Source organism: Paenibacillus sp. 01T422 (assembly GCF_056398785.1).
Window position 1 is genome coordinate 1 of the sequence record NZ_JBFTQB010000621.1, and the last position, 3944, is coordinate 3944.

The window sequence follows — 3944 nt, forward strand, 5'->3', positions numbered from 1 at the left end:
GTGGTAGGCAACCATAGCCAAATCTCCCACGTTGATGTTTCCGTCATTATTCATATCTGCAGACTTCATTACCGCTGCCTTGAAGATATCCACTGCGCTGCCAAGTGCGGCTGCAGCACTGTCAACTTGGGACTGTGTCGCACTTGCATTGTCATTTACAGCTTTCCCTGCAAGGATGGCAACGCCAAATGCGTCTTTCGCTGCCTGCGAGTATTGACCAGGTTGTGTTCCAACCACGGCAGAGTCAAACAGACTTTGTGCATTCGTAATCGCTGCTGTTAAAGCAGATTTATCTACAACGACTTCTACGCTGCCAACTGCAATATTCTTACTTCCAAGAGCCCCCTGAATGACAGTTCCCTCTGGACCCACACCAAATTTAGCCTGGGTAGCAGTAATTGCTCCTGTCGTATCATGTACACCGTCCTTGACCTTGAAGGTCAAATTGAGAACCGGTGTGCTGGCTCCAGCAACCCCTCCGATATTAGCGGCAATGAGTCTTACTTTACCAGCGGTTGACTTATCCTCTTTAACAATCTGGATATTGTCGTTTGCACCTGTCACACTAACATATTCAAATACGTTGGTATCATAAGACAACGTAACATCTTGGGCATAGACACTTTGGGCTAAGTTGTCTAGATTCACCGCCACTGTGAAGCTGCTACCAGGTTTCACCGTGCTATCCGCCGAAATTGCAGCAGTAGGCACCTTTTGTTCAGGCCAGATTGGATCCGTTGTTGCATTACTTGTAGTTAACAATATTCGGTCGATAATAAGTCCATCTTCCCTTCCCCACAGTTTCAAGTCATGCATGCCTGCCGTAACATTCAAAGTAGCTCCACCAATCAACCCGCCGTTTGTACTGCTGATATTGGCCCATTTAAACTGGCTGTTACTCACACCTTGAATACCATTGGTAGTAAATTTATATTGATTATCCAATCCAACATGGATAGAGTCTGAATTATAATCAATACTTTTCGCAAGTAACCATACGTTGTAGGAACCCGAAGCCGGGAAGTTGACTTTATAATTCAGACTTGAACCTGAGGCAAGTGTAGCTGCATCCGTGCCTGACATGGCAAAACCATTATCAGGACCAAATAACATGGCTTTCGTTGACTGTCCCTCAGCCAGCGACCAAGTATGTCCGTTTATGGTGCCATAGACGTAAGCAGTAACTGAGTTTTCTGCAGCAGTTTCTGCTTCGATGGCCACTACAGCAGGAGTATTGACACTAACACTAATCTGCGTTATTGCTGTCCCGCCTAATGTTCCTTTATAACTTACAGTAACATTGGTTGTTCCACTGGCTTTGGCCGTAATTGTACCGTTTGCAACTTCTGCAACGGCAGGACTCGGATTCGTATAAGTTGCTGACTTTGTTATATCTTCCGTACGTCCGTCCATGTACTCTGCTGTTACTTTAAATGTGGCTGTTTTGCCAGCATCCAGTGCGAAAGAAGCATTATCAACCGTAATATTCTTCACCGTCAGCTCACTGTTCAAGTCTTTTACTTGTACATGGAGTGTATCTGTTTTACCGCCATAGCTTACGTTAATGGTTGCGGTGCCATAGCCAATGCCGGTTACTACTCCGTTACTGACACTTACCAAGCCGCTTGGTGAAGATGTTGCAACTGCTTGCGCAGTCATATCTTCACTTGTTCCATCGGAATATATGGCAGTAACCTTCATAGTTGCCTGGTTCGTTCCGGAGACAGTGTCGATCTTTTGTTTATCAATAGATGCATTAATGGCAGCTAATTCATGAACAGCACTCTTTTGCTCGAACTGCCAAGAATCTACCTTGAAGAGATTCCCTGCTGATGCTCCCCTGTATACCATATAAACATCATGGACACCTGAAGCACCTGTAACACTTGTTGCCTCTGTCTGCCATACGTTGTCTCCGCCTGTATTGGAAATCGGAAGCGACCCAATCAATGTGCCATCGGCACTATCAAGACGGAGTTCTAACACGCCACCAGCTGAGCCACTTGCAACATTAGCCTTAAACATTCCCGCTCCTGTAGTACCGAAGTCGACTTTGGAAACGGCTGTCCAGTCACCATCACTAATGTTGCTTACAGCGAGGTTTATACTGTTTACCATACCTCCGGGCTCGGTAGTGATTTCGGTGGATATACCTCCGTTCCAACCAATGGTTTCAGCCTCAACCCTTGTATAGGGATTAAAGTTTTTCAACTGCGGGACACCTTTGTAATCCCCGATAATATTCTGGATCATTCCGTTTGCATCAATGTCAACTTTATTAATGTGTGCATTACGGTATCCATGCGGTTGTCCCCCCATTTGAGGTACCGTTCCGCTTTCGGCCAATGCCTTGGCAAGGGTTTGAGCATGGTAGACGATATACCATTGGTTTTTAAATTCAAACACGGAGTGGTGATTGTTACCTCCTACACCGAAGAATGTCGCTGGATTAGGCAGTATGGTTTTAACATACGTAAAGGGACCCATCGGATTATCGCTCACCATATAGGCGATTGTTCCAGTAGGAATATCCGCCGGATGTCCGCTTGAGAAATTCGTACAATAGGAGTAATAGTATTTTCCGTTATATTTATGAATGCCTGAGTCTTCAAACAACCACGGTGGATTGATGCGTCCTAGTGTCCCGCCGCTCGCACTCAGATCCAAACTAATCATATCTGCTCCAAGCTTTGCCACACGCGCTGTCCCTGGGTCAGCCTCCTTGCCAGTTGGTACACCACCACCAAAATAGATATACCCGCTTCCATCATCATCAACTAGCACTGCTGGATCAAACAGCCATGTCACATCACTGGCTCCTGGGGTATTTCTATTCACGAGAGCTTTTCCAATTGGATCTGTAAAGGGACCGATCGGACTGTCTGCTGTAAGCACGCCTATTCCATTCGCACTATCTGCAAAGTAAAGAAAGAATTTCTCCTTCCCATCTATCGTTTTATGTGCAGCTGCCGGTGCCCAGGAATTATTCGCCCATTTGGCCGCACCTTGCGCGCCAGCTACAGGTATTTCACCGTGGTCTGTCCAGTTGATCATATCGTCAGATGAAACAACCGTAATCTTATTAATCTTACTGTATCCGTTATCCTTAATTGTCCCGTCTGCATTGTATTCAAATACGTCATTTGTCATGTAAACGTAGACTCTGCCGTTATATTCCATGGCATATGGATCAGCACCAAATTTTTGCGAAAATAACGGATTAGCATTGCCAGGTGTTTTCCCAATTGCAGGAGTAATCGTAGCTGTCGCAGCCTCTACACTCCCAGTCATTAATGGGCTTGATGTGAGAGCAACAGTTAAAGCCATTGTAACCCCAAGCAATTTATTCCACTTTTTCATAGAACTACCTCCACCATCATGATAGGAATTCTGATACATTAGACATCACATTTTTCATTGCATTTTACTACTCTTTTTTTACCTAGACACCTCCTCTCCTCACTCCATCTACGTCACAACACTATTCAAGTATTTTGGATGCAACGATGGCAAGATCCAGAATATCGATCTTATTATCGCCATTCAGATCAGCTGCCTTAGCAGTCGCCCAATCTGAACTAGTAGAATCCTTACCAAAATGGTAAGCAACCATCGCCAGATCTCCCACGTTGACGCTTCCGTCATTATTCATATCTGCAGATTTAATTACCAATGCCTTGAAGATATCCACTGCACTGCCCAGTGCTGCTACGGCACTGTCAACCTGTGACTGTGTTGCACTTGCGTTATCTTTTACAGCTTTGGCTACATCTACAGCAGCTTCTAGCGCATCTTTGGCCGACTGCGGGTATTGACCAGGCTGCGTTCCGACGACTGCTACATCATACAAACTTTGGGCATTCGTTATGGCCGTTATTAACGCAGTTTTATCTACAACAACTTCAATGCTGCCGATTGAAATGGTTTTACTGCTTATAGCTGCC

At 45.2% G+C, this 3944-nt stretch carries 2 protein-coding genes; both read right to left on the reverse strand.

The genetic code is table 11. The features are described 5' to 3' along the window. On the reverse strand, window positions 1-3327 hold a 3327-nt coding region (locus AC1DUA_RS27465), incomplete at its 3' end, for a carbohydrate-binding protein (RefSeq protein ID WP_477502791.1). Window positions 3328-3481: 154 nt separating this feature from the next. Next, window positions 3482-3944, reverse strand: a 463-nt coding sequence (locus AC1DUA_RS27470; protein ID WP_477502790.1) for a dockerin type I domain-containing protein, incomplete at its 5' end; no start/stop codon positions are given.